Here is a 17,815-nt window from a genome sequence, read left to right on the forward strand (position 1 = left end):
TTGTGTCAGCCATCCGTTGCGCGGCACGGGCGATACATGCGCGACACGAACTGTTTCACGGCCATCATCACCGCGCGGGACGGGGTGGATAGAGCGGACGGGTCGGCGCCGTTGCCGGCAGTCAGCAAGGCTCCGTCACCGATCATGCCGCACAACGATTTGTCCTATCACCTTCGCCGCGCCGAGCAGGAAACCCGCATGGCGATCGGCGCGCTGGTGCCGCGCGCCGAGGCGTGCCACGCCGCCCTCGCCCGCCTGCACGCCCGCCTTGCCCTGCAATTGCTGACCGGCATGGCCGGCCCGGCGGGACGAGGCTGCCGCAGCGCCGCGCAGCCCGTGCGCGCCGAGGTCACGGCCTGAATTGGACCGACGCGAACGAACCGCCGCTTCGACAAGGAAGCGGCGGCTCGCGAGAAACCGGGGGTGGGCAGTGCGTGGGCTAGAAGCCGTCGCCGGGCTGGGTCGCCGGCATCTCCTGCGCCGGGGCGCCGGGCGGCGCGAGGCGGAAGGCGAAGGGATAATGTTCGCCGTTCCAGCGCACCGTCATGTGGACGACGCCCGGGCGCTTGCGCAGATCGTCGTACAGCGCGACCGTGACGACCCCGCCGAGGCTGGCGTCGGGATCGACGGTGGTGGTCTGCAGCGTCTCGCCGTCGATCCGGTCGAGCGTATAGTCCAGCCGCTCGCCGATGCTGCGCGCTGCCATCGCCCCCGCGCCGACTGCCGCGACCGCCCCCGCCGCGCCGATGCTGTTGTCCTGCCACGAGATCGCCCGCGCATAGGTGGCGCGCGGGGTATGCACGACGCGATAGCCGTAACGCGTGGTGGAGGCGGTGGAAGCCACGCCCGCCAGCACGCCGGCCAGCGCCAGCGCGCCGACCTGACGGTCGCGTGCCTTGTGCGTGGCGGCATCGGCCAGGTCGTCATGGGTGAGCACGCGCAGCGGCACGCGATCGAAGCTGGCGGTCACATTCTCCGTGCCGAAGTTCGCCGCCCGCCCGCTGCGATTGTACACCGCGACGGAAAAGGCGAGCGTGCGATCGTCGCGCAAGGGCAACGGCCGCACCTCGACCGCCCCGGCCAGGGTCGTCAGGCTGACGGTGGCGACGCCGCGGTCGAACCGCGCAGTCTCCGCGCCGATGCTGATCGGCTGCAGCGTCAGCGGGGGCGCCGCCGCGACGCTCGCCACCGACATGCCGGTCATGGCGATGGCGCCGGCCAGCGAGGCAATCTTGTAGAGCTTCATTGTGGGTCGTCCTGGTCTGTGCGGGGGAACGGCGGCGGCGCGATCACCAGACGCGCGGCACGCTGCGGACGATCACGCCGCTGCGGTTGATCAGCGTGATGTTGTTGTTGACGTAGATCCAGCGATAGCCGGCCGGCGCCACCGTCAGGCCGTAGAAGGCCGGATTGCTGACGACATAGACGCGCATACTGGCGGGCACCGTCGCGCCGACCACCCAGGTGCGCCCCCAATAAGGGCGCGGCACCGCATAATAGCCATGATGCGGCGCGTAGTAATAACCCGGCCGCGGGCCGTGGTAGCCGGCAAAGCCCGGATGGCCGTGCCACCAATTGGGGTTGTCGCGATCCCAGCGGACGGCGCCGCGCGTCGTGATCCGACCGCCTTCAGGGCCGACGATCGTCGTCCGGCGGACGGCATGGCCGTGGCGATCCTGCGCGGCGGCAGGCATGGCGCCGAGCGAGACGGTGCAGGCGGTGAGCGCGAGGGCGCCGACGATCGAGATGCCGTGATTGATACGCATGATGGTCGCTCCAGTTCTTCGAGGACTGGAGGTTTCGCCGGGCTGCGCAACACGACGACGAGCGCCGCGTAAATCATTGTAACAATCGCCTCAGGCGGCGCGCAGCCACAGCCCGGCGCGAAACCCGCCGCCCGGCCGGTTGGCGAGCGTCAGCCGGCCGCCATGGCGCACGAGCAGCGCCTCGACGATCGACAGCCCCAGCCCCGACCCGCCGGTCTGGCGCGCGCGCGATTGCTCCAGCCGGTGGAAGGGTTCGGTCAGCCCGGCGAGCTGGTCTTCCGGCACGCCCGGCCCCTCGTCCTCGACATAGACGATCAGCCAGCCGTCCGTCCGCGTCACCCGCACCCCGGCATGCCCGCCGTAGCGAATGGCATTGTCGAGCAGGTTGGCCAGCATGCGCTGGAAGGAGATGCGCGCGACCTGCGCCTGCGCCGGGCGCGGCAGCGGATCGACCAGGATGACCTCGCCCACCCCGCGGCGGACCTCGACCGCATCGGTGATTTCCGTGTCGAGGTCGATCACCTCGTCGGGAATGCGGTCGGTCTCGCCGGCGTAGCGCGCGAAGGTGAGCGTGTCGTCCAGCAGGACGCTCATCTCCTTCAGATCGGCCATGGCCGCATCGCGCTGACGCGGCTCGTCGATGAAATCGGCGCGCAGCTCCAGCCGGGTCAGATAGGTACGGAAATCGTGCGCCACCGCCGCCATGATGCGCGTGCGCTGCGTGGCGAGCTGCTTCAGCCGGCGGCTGCGGTCGGCGAACGCCGCGCCCAGTTCCTGGATCTCGCGCGGGCCGCCCGTCGGCCATTGCGGATCGGGCTTGCCCGCGCCGTCGCTGCGCACCGCCGCCAGCAGCCGCGACACCGGCCGCGTGGTCTGCCAGGCCAGCACGACGATCGCCACCACCTGCAATACCGCGATCACTCCGATCAGCGCCGGGAAGAAGCGCACCAGCCGGGTCACGACGGGCGGCGTAATCCGGACGATCTCGACCGCCACCCCGTCGCGCCCCCCCTCGTCGGGCAAGGGTACCAGGACACGGACGGGCACGTCGGACAGCACGCGCCCGCCGCCGAAATCGCGCAGTTCCTCATGATCGGCGACCCGGACGTGGACCGGTCGCGCCCCGAGCACCGCGCGATAGGCCGCGGCGAGATCGTCGGGCGACGCCGCCGCCTCGCGCTGCCACGCCATCGCGAGCTTTGCCGCCAATCGACCGGCAACCGCCGGCGCCACGCTCGGCTGTTCGCCGGGCGCCGGTGCCCGGACCAGCCGGACATGACGGAAATCGGTGCTCACCGCCGCCACCACGGCCGGGCGCACGTCCGCCGGCGCGCGCTCGATCGCATGCACGATCAGCGCTACTTCGTCGGCCTCCGGCAGGCGGTAGAAGGTCTGGCGCGGCTTGCCGAAGCCCACGAGCAACAGCACCAGCAGCGCCGCCACCGTCAGCGTGTGGAGCAGCAGCAGCCCGCCCAGCCGCGCGCGCAGCCCGCCGAACAGTCTGGACGGCTTCAGCATCGCGCCACCGGCATCGCGAACATATAGCCGTCGCCGCGGATCGTGCGGATCATCGCCGGCTCGCGCGGATCGTCGCCGATCTTGCGGCGGAGGCGGCTGAGCTGGACGTCGACCGCGCGATCGAAGGGCGTCGCCACCTTGCCGCGCGTCCAGTCGAGCAACTGGTCGCGCGTCACCACGCGCTGCGGATGCGACACCAGCGCCAGCAGCAGGTCGAATTCGCCGCCGGTCAGATTGACCAGCGCGCCGTCCGGCGCGGTTAGGCTGCGATTGCCGGCGGACAGCGTCCAGCCGGCGAAGCGGTAGATCGCCGCCTCTTCTCCTGCCGCCGCCTCGCTGCCGGCGCGCAGCCGGCGAAGCGCCGCGCGAACACGGGCCAGAAGCTCGCGCGCGTTGAACGGCTTGGCGAGGTAATCGTCCGCGCCCACTTCCAGCCCGACGATCCGGTCGACGTCATCGCCCTTGGCACTGACCATCAGGATCGGCAGCCGCGGGCGCGCGGCGCGCAGCGTGCGGCAGATCGACAGCCCGTCCTCCCCGGGCAGCATGACGTCGAGGATCAGGCAATCGAGCCGCTCGACCGGTGCCGAGCGGAAGAAGGAGGCGGCATCGGCATAGGCGAGCACCTCGAACCCTTCGCGGCGCAACAGGTCGGTGACGAGATCACGGATTCCCGGATCGTCCTCGATCACTGCCACCATCGTGTCCGCGACGCTCATCCCTCAGCTCCGTCCACCCGCGATCATCGCGCCGACCCGCGAGCGGCGCGGCGCCCTGCGGTGCGTAGCGCAAGCGGCGCGGCGCTGTGCCGCTGCCGCGTGACGGCGCGTAACGAAACGTAACAGAGCGATGGCGGCCACCCGCCCGGCGGTGACAAGTGACTGGAACGCAGCCGCCGCCTGCGGCATGCCAGCCGGGTGACGATCGCTTCCCCGCCAGTCCCCCAAGCCCGCGTCCTGCGCACCCGCAATGCCCTGCTCGCCGCCGGCCGGCGGTTGTTTGCGGAACGGGCGATCGATGCGGTGGCGATCGACGACATCGTCGCTGCGGCCGGCGTCGCCAAGGGCACCTTCTACAACCATTTCGACGACAAGGATGCGCTGCTCACCGCCATCGTCACCGAGATCCGGTCCACCGTCGAGGAACGGATCGCGACGATCAACGCCGGCATCGAGGATCCCGCGGTGCGCCTGACGCGCGCGATCTGCGTCTATGTCGCGAGCGTCGTCGAATCGCCGGCGGAGGGCGCGATCCTGCTTCACAACGATCCGCGCCGCTCGGCGAGCGAGGCGCTGAACGACGGCCTGCGCCACGATCTCGCCGCCGGGCTGCGTAGCGGGCGGCTGGCGCTGCCCACGGTGCAGGCCGGGCTGCTCTTCGTGATGGGGGTGGCGCACATCCTGCTCTATTCCACCGTGCGGCATCACGACGACTGGTCGCCGCTGGTGCAGACTCAGCAGCTGTGCGCGATGACGCTGCGCTCCTTCGGCCTGGCGCCGCCGGAGGCCGAGCTGATCGCCGCGCAGGCGGCCGACGCCATCATCCGCCCGCAGCGCCACGAGGCTGATCGCACCGACTGACCGTTCGGTCAGTTTGAGCTTGCCGATGCCACTGCCGCGCGGCAGGACAGGGCGCTGGACGAGGTCGAGGAGAGCGAACGATGCGCCACACGCTCGAGGAGCAGGCCGCAGAGGCATGGCTGTATGGCCTGCCGCTGATCGAGATGGCGGCCACCCGCACCCGCGTGCTGCGCCTGGGCGTGCAGCAGAACCGCCTGCACCACGTCCACCGGCTGCTCACGCCGCGCGATCGTGAGGTGACGCTGCCGAACAACGACACGCTCTATTCCAGCGCGCACCTGGACCTCAGCCACGGTCCCGCGACGCTCACCCTGCCGCCTGCCGGAGAGCGTTACCTGTCCTTCGCGCTGATGGACGCCTGGACCAACAATTTCGCCATCCTGGGCACCCGCACCACCGGGGCCGAGGGCGGCACCTTCCGCATCGTCGGCCCGTCCTCCGACGAGACCGGCCCGATGGTGATCCGCGCGCCGACCGACTTCGTCTGGGGGCTGGCGCGCGTGCTGGTCGACGGGCCGGCGGACCTGGAGGCGGCACGAGCGGTGCAGCAGGCGATCACGCTCGACGCACCCGCCGCGCGCGACTGGACGCCGCTCGCCAGCCGCACCGCCGACTGGGCCGACTATCTCGCCGCCGTCGATGCCATGATGGTGGCCAATCCGCCGCCCGCCACCGATCTCGCGCTGCGGCGTCGGATCGCGGGGCTGGGCATCGGCGAGGGGCGGTTCGATCCGACGCGCTTCTCGCCTGACGCGGCGCAGGCGATCGCGACGGGCGTGCAGCAGGCGCGACACTGGGCCGTCGCCGCCGGCGGGATCGGCGCACGCGCCGTGGACGGCTGGCTCCAGCCCGGGCACGGCGTCGGCGACTTCGGCCAGGATTATCGTTATCGCGCCGCCGTCGCGCTGAAGGGGCTGGCGGCGATGCCGTCGGTCGAGGCGCTGTACCTGCAAGGCACCGGCACCAGCGACGGCCTCTACGACGGCACCCGCCAATGGCGGCTGCACTTCGCCGCCGATACGCTGCCGCCGGTCGACGGCTTCTGGTCGCTGACGATGTACGAGGCGGCGGACGACGGGCAGATGTTCCTCACCGCCAATCCGCTGCAACGCTATTCGATCGGCGACCGGACGCCCGGGCTCGCAAAGGCGGCGGACGGCAGGCTGACGATCGCGATCGGCCACGAGCCGCCGGCGGACGTTCCGGAGGTGAACTGGCTGCCCGCCCCGGCCGGCCCGTTCGGCATCGTGATGCGCGCCTATCTTCCCCACACCGAATGGCTCGACGGCATCTACCGGATGCCGCCGCTCCAGCCGGCAGACTGATGTCAGCCGGTCCGCTGCCCGCTCAGCGGGAAGGACCCGAACGCCCCCGCCTTGGCCGATCCGGTGATCGTGTCGCCCTCGATCGTGGCGGTCATGTCGAGCGTCATCGGCATCGGCGTGGTGATCTTCTGCTGCCACGTCAGCGTGTTGCCGCTCACCGCGCCGGACACGTCGAACGAACCGGCGTCGCCGGCATTGGTGCCGGTGAAGCGATCGCCGGCGCTCTGCACCGTCAGCACCGACTTGCGCTCGCCCATCGGCGATTTCACGACGACGTCGTAGGTTCCATCGATCGACATTTCACTCTCCCGTATGAAGGCGCCGTCCGGCACCGGTGATTGCGCCGCCGTGGCGAAGCGATAGGCGGCCTGAAGATCGGACGGCGTCCCCGTCCCGAACACATAGCGGTCCGGCCGAACGAGCACCGCGGGCACGTCGCGCGTGCGCAGCCATTCGGCGATCGCCGCCGCGAACGGCGCCAGCGCGGGGTGCGACAGATCCGCGGCGCGAACGCCGCCCTCCCCCGTGGGGATCGGCGCGTCAGCAAGCAGCCACGCTCCAGCCCCCAGCACGTCATCCAGCCGCTCGCCCGCCGCGCCGAGGAATTGCGGGAAATAGTCGCCTGCCGCCGCCGACCCGGCCAGCAGATGCCCGTTCGCCAGCGCCGCCGCGGGCGGTCGCATCTCGCCCGCCTGGGCGCGCGCGGCGATCATCTGCACGTCGCGCGCGGCGGCGATCTCGGGATCGAGCTCGCAGACCGTGCGCCCCATCATCATCGCCAGCGCGATGATCTGGCGGACATGCGGCTCGCGCTCGGCCTGATAGGTGTCGAGCAGCGTCGCCGGCGCGTCCCCTGCGACCACCGCCGCCAGCTTCCAGCCGAGGTTGGCCGCGTCGCGCAGGCCCGAACACATGCCCTGCCCCGCGAACGGCGGCATCTGGTGCGCCGCATCGCCCGCCAGCAGCACCGGCCCGGCGCGCCAGCGATGCGCCACCCGCGCGTTGAAGCGATAGACCGCCAGCCGCTCGACCTCGACCGCGCCCTCGACGTTCCACGGCGCGAGCAGCGCGGCGACGAACGCCGGGTCGGTCGCCTGCTCGGGCGTCTCGCCCGGCCGCAGCATGAACTCCCACCGGTGCCGCCCCGACCCCATCAGCACGCAGGTCGTCGGCCGCGCCGGATCGCAGATCTGCAGGTTGATCGTCGGCAGCCGCGCCGCGTCATGCACGATCGCATCGATCACCAGCCACGGTTCGTCGAAGCACAGATCGTCCAGCGCGATCCCCGCCAGGGCGCGCGTCGCGCTGCGCGTGCCGTCCGCCCCGACGACGAAGCGCGCGCGCACTGTTGTTTCGTCCGCGCCGTCGGCGAACCGCGCCGTCGCACCGTCGTCGTCCATCGCCAGCGCCTGCAGCGTCCAGCCGGTGCGCAGCGTGATCGCCGGGTTGGCGTGCAGCGCGTCGCGCAGCGCCCGCTCGATCGACGGCTGGTGGATCATGTTCGCCGCCGGCCATCCGCCCGCACCGATGCGGTCCGCGCCATCGAAGCGCAGCAGCACGTCGCCCCTGGCATTGACGAAGTCGTAGCGCGGCGCCTGCCGGCACGATGCCATGATCGGTGCCGCCAGCCCGAGCGCCTGGAAGATGCGCACCGTTTCATGATCGATATGCGCCGCGCGCGGCAGCGGGTAGATGTCCGCTGCCTTGTCCGCGATCAGCACGCGCACGCCCTGCTGTGCCAGGAACAGCGCCAGCGCCGATCCCGTCGGCCCCGCGCCGACGATCAGGACGTCGCACGTCCGGTCCTGCGCCACCGTCAGTCTTCCGCCACCATCGTGGCTTGGATGGCGCCGATGCGGTCGATCTCGCAGCGCACCGTGTCGCCCGGCTTCAGGAAGCGCTTGGGCTCCATCGCCGCACCGACGCCGCCCGGCGTGCCGGTGAAGATCAGGTCGCCCGGCTCCAGCGTCATCGCGGCGGACAGATGCTCGATCTGCTGCCACAGATCGAACACCAGATGCCGCGTGTTCGACGCCTGCCGCTGCTCGCCGTTGACGAAGCAGCGGATCGCCAGGTCGTGCGGGTCGCCGATCTCGTCCGCCGTGACGATCCACGGGCCGATCGGGGCATGCGTGTCGAACGACTTGCCCAATGCCCATTGCGGGCCGGCATGCTGCCACATCCGCTCGGTCACGTCGTTGCCGACGCAATAGCCGAAGACATGCGCCGCCGCGTCCGCCGCCGCGATGTGCTTGGCGCGCCGCCCGATCACCGCCACCAGTTCCACCTCGTAATCGACGAACGGCGCATTGCGCGCGATCAGGATCGGATCATGCGGTCCGTTGATCGAGGTCTGCGCCTTGGTGAACCACACCTGCCGCTGCGGCGTTTCCATGTTCGATTCGGCGATATGATCGGCATAGTTGAGGCCGATCGCGAAGATCTTGCCCGGGCGCGGCACCGGCGCCAGCAGCCGCACCGAAGCGAGCGGCAGCCCCTCTCCCGTCGACGCCGACGCAAGCGCATCGCCCCGCGTGTCCCAATCGGCGATCAGGTCGATCATCGATCCTGCCCCGGCATCGACGATCCGGTCGCCGGCGACCACGCCGATCCGCGCCTCGCCGCCCTGCTCGTAGCGCGCCAGCTTCATGCCACTTCCTTTCGTCCGCGGCGGAACAGCTGCCGCAACCTGATGTTGAACGCCATCAGCCGCCCGACATTCTCGAAACTCGGCGCACGCTTGCCGGCGAGCGCCGGGAACGGGCTGCCCCATTGCACGTCGAGCATGTCGCGCACGGTCGCCTTGTTGGATCCGTCCTCGGCGGTGAACAGATCGCCGTCAGTCCAATGCTCCAGTTCGTGCCCCCAGGGATCCTTCCAGTAATCGAAGATCTGGCTGCCCAGCTTGTGCCGTCCCACTCCCCAGGCCGCGTTGCGCCCCCTGGCCTTCAGATGCGCATGGCCCAGCATCAGGTCGTCCAGCCCGGCGACCTCGAAAGCGGCATGGTTGAACCCCGGCCCGCCGGGCAGCTGCGCCAGGAACAGCGTATGGTGGTCGGTCGGCTGGTCGCCGCGGTCGCAGCGCATGAAGGCGCCCAGCGCCACGCCCGGCGCCGCCTCGATCTCGTCGGAGGTGATGAAGCCGAAACGTTCCTTGTACCAGCGCTCCGATCGCCGGAAATCCGCGACGTTGAGCACCGCATGGCCCAGCCGCCGGACGCGCGAAGGGCCTTGCGCCAGCCGCACCGCGCTGCGCAGCCGCCGCCGCAGCGCCGCGGAGTTGAACCCGCTTTCCGGCACGTGCGCCCCCGCCTCGTCCCACGCCTGCCCGGCGACCGCCTCCACCGCATTGCCGTCCGGATCGCGCAGCCGGACCACCCAGCCGCCGCCCGGCGCATCGAACGGCTCGACGCGCGCGCCCTCGCTGTCCGCCAAGCGCTCCAGCGACTCGCGATCCGCCAGCCGCAGGCCCAGCCCCAGAAATGCCGCTTCGCCCCGCTCGGTCACATGCGCGAACGGCGCGTCATCCGATCCGCGGCCGTACAGGCGCCCGTCCCGTTCGAAGCAGGAAAGCCCGAACTCCTCGAGAAAACGGCGCATTTCCGCCAGGTCCGGCGCTGCGAAGCGCACATGCCCGATATCCTCTACCCGCGTGATGCTCATCACCGCGCCTCTATATTGACTGTTTAGTCATTGTCATCGACGACGACCTGGCCCGTTTCATCCCTCGCGGTCCAGACGATCGCGTCCGCTCGCGCTTCGTCATGCGTCGCATTCAGCGCCGGTCCCATAGCGAGGATCTCTGTGATCCGACGCGCCGTTTGTGCGAAGTGAAGCACCTCTTCACCACGAAGCGGTCGCCCCATAATCGCCGTTTCGCGGTACGAAAGCCACTTCTTGAGGGCCTGGTAGCCGCCCGCAGTGTAGCTCCACACCTTGGACGGCACAGCCCGCCAACCCGCCGTCCCGTTCATCTCGATGTCGACGGCTCTATCACCGGTGACGTCCAGCAATGCAGCCAACGAAAGGCCGTGCCGGGTTGCGATCTGGCGCAGAGCCTCCAGTTCCGCCTCGGTCCACTCCCTTTCTGTCGCCATGCCCGCGCCGGGCATGATCAGTCGCGTTCCGCTGTCCTTCCGCTGTACCGAACCCCAGCCCGCGGTGACCTCGTAGGACGAGCCGTAGGGCAATCCGATCGAGGACAGTCCCGGCAACAGCGCCCCGCGGCTGACACCATCCACGGCCACCTCGACATCGAGGAGAGCCGCAAGTCTTGCCCCCAGCGCCGCAGAGCGCGCGAACGTCTCGTTCGACGCCGGGATCGGGATGCGAGGCCAGTCGACACGAAGGGCATCGATGTACCGCGCCTCGTAGACCGGCGCATTCAGGGTGGCGAGAACGTGGTCGAACAGCTGGTCACTCGTGAGATCCCGCTCGGCCAGCATCGTCTTCACCGACTTGGCGAGGTTCGGCTCGACATTCTGGGTGTCCTGACGAACCCGGGCCGGGAAGATCGACACGTTGCTCTCGACAAGGTGGTGATCGCCGAGAACGCTGACGGACTGGGGCTTGTAATAGACCCCCATGCGGTTCCGGACGCCGGCCGTGAGGAATCGGTTTCCTACTTCTGCATTGGCGAAAAACTCGGGGCGTTTCTCGTCAATCAGCTTGGTGTCGGGGTCCCAATATGCCCAACGAACGTCAAAGGGCCGGTAGGCATAGCGCACGATTTGGCCGAGTTGATATTTCCGCTCGATCAGCGCTTTGCGCGTGGTTGCCGCGTTGTACCGTTCGGTCGTGTTCACGAGAGCAGGGTGCGACTTCGCGAGCTCGGCGTCCGTCGTCTTCGGGTCGAGATAACGCTCGATCCTGCGCTCAAGCGCGTCCCGGTCGACGTCGACCAGGAACTCGTCCCGACTCGTCTTGACGCCCGGAAACCCGACAGGCAGCAAGCTGGGTAGCAGAGGCCATTCAAAGTACGCCGGATCGACGTCGAACGGCATGAACTGCAATCGCATCGGCAAGGTCGGAGCCACGGACTCGTAGAGGGTCGCCGGGTCGGCTTCCGCCGTCGCGGCAAGCGCCTCCCTCTTGCCGGCGCCCCAGATGTTACGGAAGCCGATCACATCGGTCGGCTGATGATCCTGGTGGCGCACCATCGTGACGATCGCCGTGCCCACCTGGATGCCGGCAGGGTTGGCCGTGGTCGCGAACACGGATGGGTCGGCCGAGCCATCAGGCGTGCGCTTCCCGGTCTTGTACTTGTCCCCGTTCAGACAATCGACGTTGATCGTGTCGAATGCCTCCAGATATCGCTCCCGCATGCCGGAGCAGCTGGAGCTGTCCAGCCAGCTGTAGTTGGAGATGAACGACACCACGCCCTGGCCCGTCTTCTCGGCAATACGCCGCTCAGCCATTCGAAAGAAGCGGACGTAGAGCTCGTTCAAGCCCTGGCCCTGGGCGGGGGCGACCTTCTTCACCTTCCGGTACTCGTTCGAGAGCGCCCGCTCCTCCGGATTGGAGGACACGCCGGCGAAGCCGTCATAGGGCGGGTTTCCGAGTACGACGAGGATCGGCCTGGTCTGTTTCACGGCATCGGCCGAGGCCCGCTCTTCCTCCAGTTCCGCGAAGGGCAGGGGCTTGTTCGTGTGCGGTTCCCACCCGGTGAGGGCGTTGGTCAGGTAGATCCCCGGCCGCGCATCGTCGGGTATCGGCGCCCCCATGTTCGAGAGCGTGATGCCCGCCTGCATGTGGGCGACGACGAAGGGCGCCGGCATGATCTCGAAGCCGAACACCCGGTTGCAGGCGGCACTTCGCAGTCGATCCGCGACGGCAGAACCGAGCCCATGAGCAGCCAGGTTCGCCTCAATCCGGCGCAGGACGGAGTTGAAGAAACCCCCGGTGCCGCAACAGGGGTCGAGGACATAGACCCGCTCGTCAGCGAGCCCATCCGAAATGCCAAGGTCGTGCTTGAGAGCACGGTCGACGCGCGCGACCATGTAGTCGATCACCTCGACCGGCGTGTACCAGACTCCGAACTGCTTCCGGAGCTTGGGATCGAACGCCTCGAGGAAGGGCTCGTAGAAGTACTGGACAGCGCGTCCTTCCTCGAAGCGCTTCAAGAACTCCTTGGCGTCGATCCGGTTGAGCGTCTCGCCGGTCCAGTCGAGCACCTCGACGAGGTCCAGCTTCTTGATGTGCTTCGGAGCGGTGAGCTGCTGAAACAGTGTCGCCACGAACGGCACATGGAGGGTCCATGCAGCCGAGTGCCAATCGAACCGCGCAGGGTTGCGCGGTGTGGTGCGCGCCCAGATGCCCCACGCCGAAAACAACCCGTAGAAGAGCGTCTGGATGAGGGTGGACCTGAAGAAGTGATCACCCTTCTCGCCCTCGAAGGTGATCCCGAGGGCATCCTCCAACGCGGTACGGATCGTCTTAAGCGCCGGCAGATCACCAGCGGCCTCGACCCTAGCCAGTGCGTCGCGAGCATAGGATGCCAGAAACCACGCGACGTCCTTGGGTTGAACGAGAGCGACGTTCTGCGTGAAGGCGCGCCGAAGATACTCGACGAACGCGCGGCCGACTGACTTGGCGGCTTCAGCCGGCTCTTGAACGAGGGACCAGAACTCGGGCGCGCTCTGCGCGATCGCGAACGCCTCCAGACGTGCGGCCTGGCCGTCGGGTCCGCGTCCGACCAGCTGGAAGGCGCGCAGGTTGGTCACGAGGACCAGTCCATAGCCTTCGAAGTATTTAGTCAGCTGCTTGGGTGTCGACTTGAACAGGCTGTCATCGGCGACGCCCTTGACCTCTACTACCCCGCGCTCGGGCGCCTGCCCCGGCCGCGGTGCGCCCTTCTGAATCTGCCGCGCTGCGAACAAACCGAAATCGGGGCTGCCGGCGCCGGTGTTGGCGAGCTGCGACACGGGCAGCACCTTGGGCCGGAGGGAAGCCCCCACGCGCTCGAACAGGGTGTTCAGCGCGGGATAGTAGGCGGTCTCAGGCGTGCCGGCCCCCAAAGCATGGACCCGACGGACGGCTTCGAAGAACTCCTCCGCGATCTGTTCAGGATTGTATGCCACTCTGCCCCTTCACGCTGATGCCCGGCTCGCAAACCGTGCCTCGATCCTCCTGTTAACAAGCTGCGTGACCTTTTGCGCGACTTCTTCAAGCGTCGCCGTCAACCTGTTGAGCTGCGACAGCGTCCCTGACAGCTCTGGTCCATAGCGGGCTGTCAGGTACTCCCTCCCGCTGGTAAGCCGGTGCAGATGATCGGCCGTCCGCTGGCGCAGGACGAGACCGCACTCTCCCGCTCGCTTCGCGCGCGCCCCGAGGTCGTGCTGCAGCCCACGGACTGCTTGGGGTGTCTCGCCAGCATCAAGCATCAGCGCGTTCAGGTAGAGCTCGATCGCGTGGATCGCTAAAACGCGGGCCGGAGCGAGCTGGTGTGGCTCCGATCCGTGAGACCGCGCCATCAGATGCAAGCAGCTACCGCGAAACTCGTGTGCGAGGTTGAGGATCTGCCAGGCGCTCGCCGCCGAACCCGGGTACGCTGGCACGATGTCGTCAGGCATCAGCTAGTGCGTTCCTCGGAAGCGGGAGGGACTCCGTTTTCCATCGTTTCGCTGGTCCCGTCCATCTGTCGTGGTTCGGCCTCATCGACAAAGCTCAATAGCATATTCAGGAGTAGAAGTTCTTCGAACGCGTGATCGTCTGGTACATCCGGTCGATGCGCACGGGGGTTCCTGATCGTGCCAAAGGCCCCCTCAAAGAGCTTCACCCGCGCGATTACCTCGCCCTTCTCTAAGTCGGGCCATACGAGAGGTGCGTTGTCCTCAGAGAAGGCGTTGTTCCAAAATGCACCCTCGCGCTGACCCCTTGACCTGCCCTTGGGCAGCTGCGTTTTCACTCGATGCTCGATGTCTCGAGCGACGTCACGCAGAACCTGGTCTGGCTTTACAAAGAACTCCTGCGCGGTTGAGCGTAGAGAAGGATGAAGCAAGGATAAGGGCAGGACGGGTCGGCCGTACTCCCAAGTCCTTCTCTCACGAAAGTAAGGCGCGTCGAGGTAATGAGTGAAGTGCTGCCTCCGTCGTACGTCACCACCATTGCGAATGAGCTCGATATCCTCATCCAAGAGCGCACAGTGTCTCGCGCGTAAAAGGACGTCTCTTCTTACAACCGCATCTTCGGGGTAGCAGTCGCGATCGACCAGAAGCTTAATTGAACTCGCTAGTGCTCGAGCACCTTGGCCGTTGTAACCAGAAGTGAGCCCGCCGCGTACAACAACGGCACCGTCAGTTGTTTCGATCAAGAGCGCGTGGTCACCGTGCCCGAACGTATCGAGATCCGAGATGATCCAAGCTTTTAGAGGCCTGGAGCACGTACCTAGAAGAACAAGTAGGTCGCCGATAGCTTCGTCGCATGTAGGGCCGCCTATATACCGGGGTTGCCCGGTGTCGTTACCTCGCTCCCCAACGAGAACGGCCCAGGCATAAGCGCGGAACTGTCTGGTTACGTAGGATCTTATAGACACTTGCTGGACCTCGCCTCCTGCGGTGGGTCAGAACGCGCCTTCGACGACATCATCATTTCTGGTCCCGCGAAGCGCGTCCCTCTGTTCCTGGAGCTCGGCTTCGCGTGAGCAATGATACCACTCGTTGCCCGCGGTTCGGCACAAGTCGATCGACTTCGCTTCTTGCTCGAGACGCCGCTCTTTGCGGCAGTGGGCATCACGATTGCGTGCGTCCGAGGCAGCACACATCATGTGGGAGGAGTAGACACGGTCCACCAGCGCCAGCTCCGAAGCGCTGAAATTGTTCTGGACCAAGTTTTCTCGGGACCGGGCCTGCAGCTTTTCGAGCGCACCCGGCGTATTCCTCACCTCATCCTCATCCAGCTTGGTCAGGGCATCATCGCTTTCGTCGCGGCTCGACTGGGCGTTTACAATGTCCGGCCGAGCAACCTTGCCAAGCATCGTAGCCAGCGGGCCGCGGAGTGCTGACACGTCGACGGAGATGATCGGGCTGCGAGGATCCGAAAGGTTCGCCTTCACCTGGTATGCGAACGGCGCATCTTCGCTACCCTCCACCCCTTCAGCAGAGATATGAAGTGTGCCCGAGCATTCGACGCTCTGGTTTGCACGGTCCACAGAGGTACTGGTCACGTCGCCAGCAACGAAGGAAAGCTTGGCCAGCCACCCGGCTTTAAGTTCGTCATATCGCTCGGCGAGAAGCTCGTCGCGGGGCGCCTGCGCGTTCTCTCGGACGACGTCATACGCCTGAGACAGAATGGCATCAGAGACACAAACCTTGGGATCACCGCTCTGAAGCATCGACTCCGGTGATCCCGAGCAGGCCGCGAGGGCCGCCAGCCCAACTATGCAAGCGATGTTCCGTGTTCGCATCTGTGCCTTCCCCCAACACAAGCTATTCGCCCATTTACAACGGATCGCCTTAGGCCATCTCGACGGTACGGGGACAAGCCACCTGACTATTCAGTCGCGGTCGACCGGCCGACCGATCCCGACCGCCACCATCGTATCGAGGACGCGCTGGAGCAGGCTGGAGGGCAGGAAGCCGTAGCTGGTGGACGGCTCGCGCCCGGGGATCGGCCGCGTGTCGTAGCCCGGCCACGCATAGCGGTTCCACTCGCTGACCACGATCCACGACCGCTCGCCGGAAAGCCCGAGCTGCCGGCGAACAGCTTGCGGCATCTCGATCGCGACGTCGTCGGCGCCGGGCTCCTTGGTCGTGAAGGGAACGACATGGACGAGGGGAAGACCATCGCGGCTGACTGTCATCAGCACGACGGCGACAGGTCGGTCCTTGATCCCTTCGTCGCGACCCTCGCGATACTCACGCTCCCAAAGATAGCTGTAGTTAAGGACTTCACCCGGCTCCGGCAGCTTGGAACTGCCTTTCGGCTTCTTCGCTGCCTGGCCCGGGTTTGACGGCACGGAGCGCGTCGAGGGTTTCTTCATCCAGATCCTCCGTGCGCCCGGCGACCCGTTCACGGCGTCGCAGGCGCTCATATTCGTCCACAGGAACCATGACGAAGCGCACCCGGCCGTTGCGGCTGACGCCGACAGGGCGGATCATCGCCTCGTCGGAATAATGGCCGAACTGCTTCTGCAGCGTGCCGGACGGCACGATTTCCATGCTCTTCGCCATGAGCGGCGCTCCAATCTTGTCGCAGTTACCGTGGTAGGATCTGTTTCAACCGCCTGCCCGCGGGCTGTCCTTCACCAGTGCGTTGCGGATCTCCGCTTGGCCTAGCGGCCGTTCTCTTTGCACATCGGGACGTCTTCAGCGTGTATGGCGGTCTTGTTGCGTTGCGTTTGTCTGTTTCCGAGCGTTACCTGGAGCAAGCCAGCCTGAAAGGCTGACAGGCCGGATCATGCGGATAATCCGGGAAGCCGTCAAGACCTGGTTCACCCGGCAAAGATGCACATTGTTTATTCCAGTAATATCCCTTCCTGGAATAAAGGGGCACGTGTATGGTCCCGATGTCGCAGTTCCTGAATAGGTGGACTGCGGCCTTGATTGCCGGTTCGCCCGGGCATTCTGCTCCCGAAACGCTGGACTCATGCCCTGAAAAGATAGACTTTGTCCGCAGTCCAAGCGGCAGGGTTGTGAACCGATGCGCGAGGCGGGAACGGACGGTGCGAGTGACGCAGCCTTTAGCGAGGCCCATCGCCGGGAACTCGTGATCCGGCCTCTTGCCGCCAAGGTCACGATCAATGCCCAGACCGCAGCGAACGCTGCAGCCACCTTGGGTCTTGGACGCTCCCGCCTGTTCGAACTAATCCGGGCGTACCGCGCTTCACCGGAGCTCGCCTCGCTTCTCCCGGGCAAGCGCGGTCGGGTACGGGGCGAGCGCCGGTTGCTGAGCGAACAGGAAGACCTGATCCGCCGAGCGCTCCGCGAGGTTTATCTCACCGCGGAGAAGCCGAGCGTAGCTAGCTTGCGACGTTGGCTGCGTCACGAGTGCCTGAAGGCCGGCGTCCCAATCCCGAGCGTAAAGGCACTGCGCGCTCGCATCGCGGCGCTTCCGCCGGAGGACATCATCGCCGCACGCGAGGGCACCAAGGCGGCGGCCGACCGGTTTCGGCCGGTGCGCGGCCGCCTTGAGGCAGGCTACGCACTCGAACTCGTGCAGTCCGACCACACGCTCGTCGACGTAATCGCAGTCGACGACGTGTACCGTCGGCCGATCGGCCGGCCGTGGATCACGCTCATGATCGACATTGCGAGCAGGACGGTGCCGGGCTTCCACCTCACGATGCTGCACCCGTCGGCGGTGTCGGTTGGGATGGCCATGCGCCACGCCGTGCTGCCGAAGGACCCCTAGCTCGCCGAACGCGGCATGTCTGCGCCATGGGGCAATCAGGGCCTGATGGACCGTCTTCACCTCGACAATGCGCGGGAGCACCATTCGAAGGCATTGAAGCGCGGCTGCCGTACCTACTCGATCGCGCTCGAGTACCGGCCTCGCAAGCGTCCCCATTATGGTGCGCACATCGAGCGGCTGATTGAACCGCGCCGGGTTTGCCGGAGGCTGTTGGATGTGAGTCACGCTGCCATATCGACGATGTTCGCGGCAGCATAGTATTGCTCTTCGGCCTCGG

General features: G+C 67.1%; 17 protein-coding genes. 4 read left to right on the forward strand and 13 right to left on the reverse strand.

Going from position 1 to position 17,815, the window contains the following annotated elements; genetic code table 11:
• Positions 1–36 precede the first annotated feature (36 nt).
• Entirely contained in the window at positions 37–360 is a 324-nt protein-coding gene (locus GGQ96_RS19575; protein WP_093068040.1) for a hypothetical protein, read from the forward strand.
• A gap of 79 nt (positions 361–439) precedes the next feature.
• Here GGQ96_RS19575 and GGQ96_RS19580 read toward each other — a convergent pair whose 3' ends face one another.
• The 4 genes from GGQ96_RS19580 to GGQ96_RS19595 form a co-directional block, all read right to left on the reverse strand.
• Positions 440–1,246 (reverse strand): hypothetical protein, encoded by an 807-nt coding sequence (locus tag GGQ96_RS19580; RefSeq protein ID WP_093068038.1) that lies wholly within the window; start codon positions 1,244–1,246, stop codon positions 440–442.
• Between the two features lie 43 nt (positions 1,247–1,289).
• Complete coding sequence (locus GGQ96_RS19585; protein WP_093068035.1) at positions 1,290–1,766, reverse strand: RcnB family protein; 477 nt, start codon at positions 1,764–1,766, stop codon at positions 1,290–1,292.
• Between the two features lie 90 nt (positions 1,767–1,856).
• Positions 1,857–3,284: an ATP-binding protein gene (locus GGQ96_RS19590; protein ID WP_093068032.1), complete on the reverse strand. Its 1,428-nt coding sequence runs from the start codon at positions 3,282–3,284 to the stop codon at positions 1,857–1,859.
• Positions 3,278–4,003, reverse strand: a complete 726-nt coding sequence (locus GGQ96_RS19595; protein ID WP_093068030.1) for a response regulator — start codon at positions 4,001–4,003, stop codon at positions 3,278–3,280. Before GGQ96_RS19595 ends, GGQ96_RS19590 begins: the two co-directional genes overlap by 7 nt.
• 198 nt (positions 4,004–4,201) lie before the next feature.
• Here GGQ96_RS19595 and GGQ96_RS19600 point away from each other — a divergent pair, with 198 nt between their 5' ends.
• Positions 4,202–4,864, forward strand: a complete 663-nt coding sequence (locus GGQ96_RS19600) for a TetR/AcrR family transcriptional regulator (protein ID WP_093068027.1) — start codon at positions 4,202–4,204, stop codon at positions 4,862–4,864.
• 80 nt (positions 4,865–4,944) lie between these two features.
• Positions 4,945–6,189, forward strand: coding sequence for a DUF1254 domain-containing protein (locus GGQ96_RS19605; RefSeq protein WP_093068024.1), 1,245 nt, complete (start codon positions 4,945–4,947; stop codon positions 6,187–6,189).
• 2 nt (positions 6,190–6,191) lie between these two features.
• Here GGQ96_RS19605 and mhpA read toward each other — a convergent pair whose 3' ends face one another.
• The 9 genes from mhpA to GGQ96_RS19650 form a co-directional block, all read right to left on the reverse strand.
• Complete coding sequence (gene mhpA / locus GGQ96_RS19610) at positions 6,192–8,003, reverse strand: bifunctional 3-(3-hydroxy-phenyl)propionate/3-hydroxycinnamic acid hydroxylase MhpA (RefSeq protein WP_164518941.1); 1,812 nt, start codon at positions 8,001–8,003, stop codon at positions 6,192–6,194.
• A gap of 2 nt (positions 8,004–8,005) precedes the next feature.
• The gene (locus GGQ96_RS19615) at positions 8,006–8,839 is read right to left on the reverse strand and encodes a fumarylacetoacetate hydrolase family protein (protein ID WP_093068019.1); all 834 of its coding nucleotides are present in this window, start codon (positions 8,837–8,839) and stop codon (positions 8,006–8,008) included.
• Positions 8,836–9,852, reverse strand: coding sequence for a VOC family protein (locus tag GGQ96_RS19620; protein WP_184117020.1), 1,017 nt, complete (start codon positions 9,850–9,852; stop codon positions 8,836–8,838). The genes GGQ96_RS19615 and GGQ96_RS19620 overlap by 4 nt, the downstream gene beginning before the upstream one ends.
• A gap of 23 nt (positions 9,853–9,875) precedes the next feature.
• Positions 9,876–13,268, reverse strand: a complete 3,393-nt coding sequence (locus tag GGQ96_RS19625; protein WP_206430572.1) for a type ISP restriction/modification enzyme — start codon at positions 13,266–13,268, stop codon at positions 9,876–9,878.
• Between the two features lie 9 nt (positions 13,269–13,277).
• On the reverse strand, positions 13,278–13,760 hold the full coding sequence (locus GGQ96_RS19630) for a hypothetical protein (RefSeq protein ID WP_093068014.1): 483 nt from the start codon (positions 13,758–13,760) through the stop codon (positions 13,278–13,280).
• On the reverse strand, positions 13,760–14,722 hold the full coding sequence (locus tag GGQ96_RS21885) for a TIGR02391 family protein (RefSeq protein WP_093068011.1): 963 nt from the start codon (positions 14,720–14,722) through the stop codon (positions 13,760–13,762). Before GGQ96_RS21885 ends, GGQ96_RS19630 begins: the two co-directional genes overlap by 1 nt.
• A 27-nt stretch (positions 14,723–14,749) precedes the next feature.
• Positions 14,750–15,520 carry a hypothetical protein gene (locus GGQ96_RS19640; protein ID WP_093068009.1) on the reverse strand — a complete coding sequence of 257 codons (771 nt, stop codon included), beginning with the start codon at positions 15,518–15,520 and terminating at the stop codon, positions 14,750–14,752.
• A 162-nt stretch (positions 15,521–15,682) separates the two neighbouring features.
• The gene (locus GGQ96_RS19645; protein WP_241212659.1) at positions 15,683–16,168 is read right to left on the reverse strand and encodes a hypothetical protein; all 486 of its coding nucleotides are present in this window, start codon (positions 16,166–16,168) and stop codon (positions 15,683–15,685) included.
• A complete protein-coding gene (locus GGQ96_RS19650; protein ID WP_093068003.1) occupies positions 16,077–16,358 on the reverse strand; it encodes a type II toxin-antitoxin system Phd/YefM family antitoxin in 282 nt (93 codons plus the stop codon). Before GGQ96_RS19650 ends, GGQ96_RS19645 begins: the two co-directional genes overlap by 92 nt.
• Positions 16,359–16,827: 469 nt before the next feature.
• Here GGQ96_RS19650 and GGQ96_RS19655 point away from each other — a divergent pair, with 469 nt between their 5' ends.
• Complete coding sequence (locus GGQ96_RS19655) at positions 16,828–17,538, forward strand: DNA-binding domain-containing protein (RefSeq protein ID WP_093068001.1); 711 nt, start codon at positions 16,828–16,830, stop codon at positions 17,536–17,538.
• Positions 17,539–17,815: the final 277 nt, after the last annotated feature.

It is taken from the genome of Sphingomonas abaci (genome assembly GCF_014199625.1).
Lineage (GTDB): Bacteria > Pseudomonadota > Alphaproteobacteria > Sphingomonadales > Sphingomonadaceae > Sphingomonas > Sphingomonas abaci.

Coding starts and splice junctions, on each gene's coding strand:
- GGQ96_RS19595 (WP_093068030.1), bottom strand. CDS start 4,003: ATGAGCGTCGCGGACACGATGGTGGCAGTGATCGAGGACGATCCGGGA.
- GGQ96_RS19590 (WP_093068032.1), bottom strand. CDS start 3,284: ATGCTGAAGCCGTCCAGACTGTTCGGCGGGCTGCGCGCGCGGCTGGGC.
- GGQ96_RS19645 (WP_241212659.1), bottom strand. CDS start 16,168: ATGAAGAAACCCTCGACGCGCTCCGTGCCGTCAAACCCGGGCCAGGCA.
- GGQ96_RS19640 (WP_093068009.1), bottom strand. CDS start 15,520: ATGCTTCAGAGCGGTGATCCCAAGGTTTGTGTCTCTGATGCCATTCTG.
- GGQ96_RS19605 (WP_093068024.1), top strand. CDS start 4,945: ATGCGCCACACGCTCGAGGAGCAGGCCGCAGAGGCATGGCTGTATGGC.
- GGQ96_RS19615 (WP_093068019.1), bottom strand. CDS start 8,839: ATGAAGCTGGCGCGCTACGAGCAGGGCGGCGAGGCGCGGATCGGCGTG.
- GGQ96_RS19585 (WP_093068035.1), bottom strand. CDS start 1,766: ATGCGTATCAATCACGGCATCTCGATCGTCGGCGCCCTCGCGCTCACC.
- GGQ96_RS19630 (WP_093068014.1), bottom strand. CDS start 13,760: ATGCCTGACGACATCGTGCCAGCGTACCCGGGTTCGGCGGCGAGCGCC.
- GGQ96_RS19655 (WP_093068001.1), top strand. CDS start 16,828: ATGCGCGAGGCGGGAACGGACGGTGCGAGTGACGCAGCCTTTAGCGAG.
- GGQ96_RS19620 (WP_184117020.1), bottom strand. CDS start 9,852: ATGAGCATCACGCGGGTAGAGGATATCGGGCATGTGCGCTTCGCAGCG.
- GGQ96_RS19575 (WP_093068040.1), top strand. CDS start 37: ATGCGCGACACGAACTGTTTCACGGCCATCATCACCGCGCGGGACGGG.
- GGQ96_RS19650 (WP_093068003.1), bottom strand. CDS start 16,358: ATGGCGAAGAGCATGGAAATCGTGCCGTCCGGCACGCTGCAGAAGCAG.
- GGQ96_RS19580 (WP_093068038.1), bottom strand. CDS start 1,246: ATGAAGCTCTACAAGATTGCCTCGCTGGCCGGCGCCATCGCCATGACC.